General features: G+C 38.9%; 6 protein-coding genes. All 6 read left to right on the top strand.

The genetic code is table 11. The features are described 5' to 3' along the window. Positions 1-571, top strand: a 571-nt coding sequence (locus ABN764_RS29320) for an RHS repeat-associated core domain-containing protein (RefSeq protein WP_446673852.1), incomplete at its 5' end; no start/stop codon positions are given. A 16-nt stretch (positions 572-587) separates the two neighbouring features. Continuing rightward, on the top strand, positions 588-926 hold the full coding sequence (locus ABN764_RS29315; RefSeq protein WP_446673851.1) for a hypothetical protein: 339 nt from the start codon (positions 588-590) through the stop codon (positions 924-926). Between the two features lie 866 nt (positions 927-1,792). Then, complete coding sequence (locus ABN764_RS29310; protein ID WP_446673850.1) at positions 1,793-2,563, top strand: RHS repeat-associated core domain-containing protein; 771 nt, start codon at positions 1,793-1,795, stop codon at positions 2,561-2,563. Between the two features lie 15 nt (positions 2,564-2,578). Next, positions 2,579-3,076: a hypothetical protein gene (locus tag ABN764_RS29305; RefSeq protein ID WP_446673849.1), complete on the top strand. Its 498-nt coding sequence runs from the start codon at positions 2,579-2,581 to the stop codon at positions 3,074-3,076. A 162-nt stretch (positions 3,077-3,238) separates the two neighbouring features. Beyond that, the gene (locus tag ABN764_RS29300; protein ID WP_446673848.1) at positions 3,239-3,766 is read left to right on the top strand and encodes a hypothetical protein; all 528 of its coding nucleotides are present in this window, start codon (positions 3,239-3,241) and stop codon (positions 3,764-3,766) included. Between the two features lie 124 nt (positions 3,767-3,890). After that, on the top strand, positions 3,891-4,234 hold a 344-nt coding region (locus ABN764_RS29295; protein ID WP_446673847.1), incomplete at its 3' end, for an RHS repeat domain-containing protein.

Here is a 4,234-nt window from a genome sequence, read left to right as displayed (position 1 = left end):
TGGTGATGGTCTCAACCTGTATGCATATGTCGGGAACAATCCGATTAATTATGTGGATCCGAGCGGTTATAGCAGTCAGAATGTTGGCTGCGGTGGCGGCGGTAAGAAGGAAGGTCCTTATGATAAGGAACAAGCACCTAAATACAACACAAAGATTAGATGGGGTATTCATGAAATTAATGCAAGAGAACATGGTAAAGGCTTCTTTGGAGAAAGAATAACTCAGAGTAACTCAAGAGTAGATGACTTCGAATTGAAAATAAATCCAAACAATGAAAGTTACTATTTATCTCATCCAAAGGGAGGGTATGTCCAATTTGAAAATTTAGTAGGTGATGTTTTGCAAGATGGAAAGCTGATCATAAAGCCTAAATCATTTTATCATGTTGATGAACTTCCGGAATTCGCTAAAAATAAAGTTGTTCAAGAGGCATTAAGGCAGCAAGAGTCAGCGTTTGCGCCTGGATATAAGGTAGAATGGTTAGTTTCTGATAAGAAGGCTGTCGAGCAATTAACTAACTTGTTCAAATCTAAAAAAATTGATATTGCTGTAAAGTACTATCCCGAGTAAAGGCTAGGTGTTGTAAATGAAGATCTTAAAGGAAGCCGAGCTGAAGAGTTTAATTTCAGATGAAAAACTATTGAGTTCATGTACTTCAAATTTTGATGATGCTCGTTTAAATGAACTGCTAGTGTATTATTTGTTTTTTAAAAGTAATTCCGACTCAATTTCTCTTGATAAACAAACTGCTTATTACAGCATGTATTATTGGTATGTACAGTTTAAAGAAAGGTATTTTGAAGTATATGGGCATGATGAAGGGATCGAGCAAGAAGGATTTAAACTATTAGAAAAGATAGAGGAGCAACTTGAGGAGGGAGTGGACTGGGGGATAATTGAGAACATAGAACTTAAAACCATTTGATTTTAGTTCATGTTAAGATTGTGAGATACAACTACTAAACCGAAATTCACAAACACTCGATAGGTTTCAAAGGCTTGTTCAAACTTGAACGTTCAGGAGGAACAGGCCTTTTAGCTCAGCTATAATTTAAGGGAAAGAAAGAGGACTGCAGAATTGCAAAACAAGTACAATTAAGCAGGTAATATCGCTACCAACTAAATGGTATTTATTGAAACTTCGTACGATCAACGGGAGCAAGAAAAGGACGGATGGGGAGGATATTGTTTGGAAAACAATGAGTCGGGATGGAATAAACCCTTTAGGGAAATACAGGATTTTGAAGGATTTATTAATGTCATAGAAATTGGGGCAATTTATATGATACATGGGAACAATATAATAAATATGGAATGATATCGATCTTATCAGTTTGTTTGGAGAATATAGGTAAAAATTTTTTTAGAGGACGAAATTAATGAATTACACGAACATTTAACGGATAACAATATTGAACTTTTAATTAAAGTAGTCGATTCTTATAAAAAATATAAAACGGGTTTTAAGAGCGACAGTACTTTCTTGGAGGATTAGTAAAGAATTTATCTAACCCGATATTTCTTCAGACGTGTATTAGATGGAGGGCGTTCACAAGTTGTTAATTGGTTGCTTACGGAAAATATTATAGAAGAATTGACACAGAAGGCGCTGCTGTTTTCATTGGGGCTCTTGGTCAGATCTAGTACTGATCGATAAGTAACCTGCAGGTGGGATGGGTCCAACGAAACATAGCAGGTAAGGACTTTCTTTGTTGGATGCTTTCTTAACCTTGATTGGCTTAATGTCTTTCAAGGTTTTTTCTAAATCCAATACTGAGTCACGGAGATGTCGTGCGTATCACGAACCGTCTCGGCGGCATTCTGAACAGCTATGAGTACGACGCCTTCGGCCAGACGGTATCTGCCACAGAGGGCATTCCGAACCGCTTCCGCTACGCAGGCGAGCAGTTCGATGCGATCACGCAGCAGTACTACCTGCGTGCAAGGTTCTACAACCCGGTCATTGCCCGCTTTACGCAAGAGGACGAGTACCGTGGTGATGGTCTCAACCTGTATGCATATGTAGGGAACAATCCGATTAATTATGTGGATCCGAGCGGTTATAGCAGCCAGAATGTTGGCTGCGGTGGCGGCGGTAAGAAGGAAGGGCCTTTTGAGGAGACTAGAAAACCTCGTATGGGTGATGCGGACTATCAAGGATCGTTACCATCGAAAAGTTGGACTCTTACTGACGATGGGGATGGTGCTCATTTAATAGAAAGAGTTAATGTGAAAAATAGAAATAACTTAGCTCATTTCGATCAAAAAGGAACCCCACGATATTATCCAATGGGTTCACCAGAGAATGCTGGTCAGGCTCATATAAGACTGCATGCAGCAACCAAGCGGACAGGAATAAAACTTAGAGGTGGAAATCCTTCCATGACGGATGAGGAGTTAATTAATAATTATATCAAAGCGTACTCTGATCCAGAACTCGAGGGAATACTCGGATCTCTAAGGACACCAAATAAAAGTCTTAGTCTCGGAGAAGAACTTACACCTGAGAAGGCGTTTGAAAAGTTACTGGAGTGGGGCAAAATTAAACCCAAAAATGAGTGAGGTGTAGCTATACAAATGGTGAAAAAAGATATTTTATTGGAGATTGATGGATTAGGCGTGATTATGTATTCACCAGATGCCGTATCATTTATCCAAGAAAACGAAGATTACCTTACTACAAAGTATCTCACTGCAAAACAGGTTTCGGAACATGTGAATGCTGGGACAATTATAGGTTTAGGTACTGGATCCCCGGGAACCTATATATTGAAGATCAGAAGTGGGTATCCAGATGAAGCGATTCTTGACTCTTCAGATTATGTGCTGAGGTTGGGGATTAAAGTAAATGAAGGAACAGTCTATTTTAGAGATCTCTATGATCTTATGGAATGGACCAGTGAATGTCCGAATGACCAATCAATACAATTAGAAGATGGTAATTATCATGTCACTGTATACAGTAATTTACCGCAATCGAAAATCAGGGGAGATGGTCAAGAGATTAATATTTTCTTCAAACAGTTGGATGCATTCCCAGCAATAAAGTATAACGGTGTACCGACGTTAGAATAATACTTAATCGGTTGATATAGTGCTTTTTTTGAAGAAAGCATAGCCTTCATCTTTGTAAAAGGTGAGGGCTATTTGACGCATGTGAAGAAGAATGGAAGTATATCGAACTAATGATGTTCCGTACGGTTCTAGAGTGAAGATTAAAATTGAAAGGTGAAGAAAATGAACGAATTAGTAATCGAAAAGATAGATAAAATTCGGGAGATATTAAGTGATGACCCACTAAGTCTAACCTTTGCTGAAATTGTTTTAAATACAAATGAAAAACAATCCACAGAAATCGATAATCATATTTTGAAAGATTACTACTTCATTACAAATAGATATGAGATATTAAATGGGGGAGTTATCACTATTTATGGTCAGCGGAAAGTTGACGATGTTCAGTTTTATGTGGAGGAAATGCAAAGATTTGATGGTGAGTGGATATGTATAGGGAAAATTGAAAGATACCCCTTGTTTATTAATAAGGTAGATGGTCATGTAACGTGTTTATTTGGAGATCCATTAGACCAAAATTATGTCTTGGAGCCATATGGAGACTTCAATAACTTTTTACTTAATTATTTCTTCGGGGAACAATATGGAGAAATTGGAATGAAGTTCGTTGAATCTGGAGGGAGTATTAGTTCCATTGGCTCTAAAGATGACGAATGGTATAAAGTGTTAGAAGAGAATCATTTGTTATAATACTCTACTTCTCGATTTAGTTCATTGGGGACTGTCAACAATTTTGTGTAAACTCAAACCAAACACTTAATAACTTGATAAACACGCTTAGACCAACTTTCAAAGGCTTATTTCAACTTGAACAATGAGTAGGAATAAGCCTTTTTTATTTGTCCAAAAACTGGACTATTCGTACGACAGTCGGAACCGACTGCTATCCCTTTTGCAAAAGGGTACGGGGCAGCGGACGGAGTTCAGTTACGACCGCCAAGGCAACCTGTTGCTGGAACAATCTGAATGCGGCTCGACGACCTATGCGTATGATGCGTTCAACCGAACCGTCAAGGTACAGGTGCCAGATGGCTCATACATGGAGCATGGGTACGACCCGGAAGGACTGCGAAGCTGGGCTAATGAAAATGGCCTCGCAAGCCGATTCGTGTACGATGGATGGAACCTGATCAGCGAGCTGGACGGAGAGCACCAAGT

The organism is Paenibacillus wuxiensis (genome assembly GCF_040195695.1).
GTDB lineage: Bacteria > Bacillota > Bacilli > Paenibacillales > Paenibacillaceae > Paenibacillus_B > Paenibacillus_B suaedae.
The sequence above is the reverse complement of the archived record's forward strand: the minus strand, read 5'-3'. Positions and strand labels throughout refer to the sequence as shown.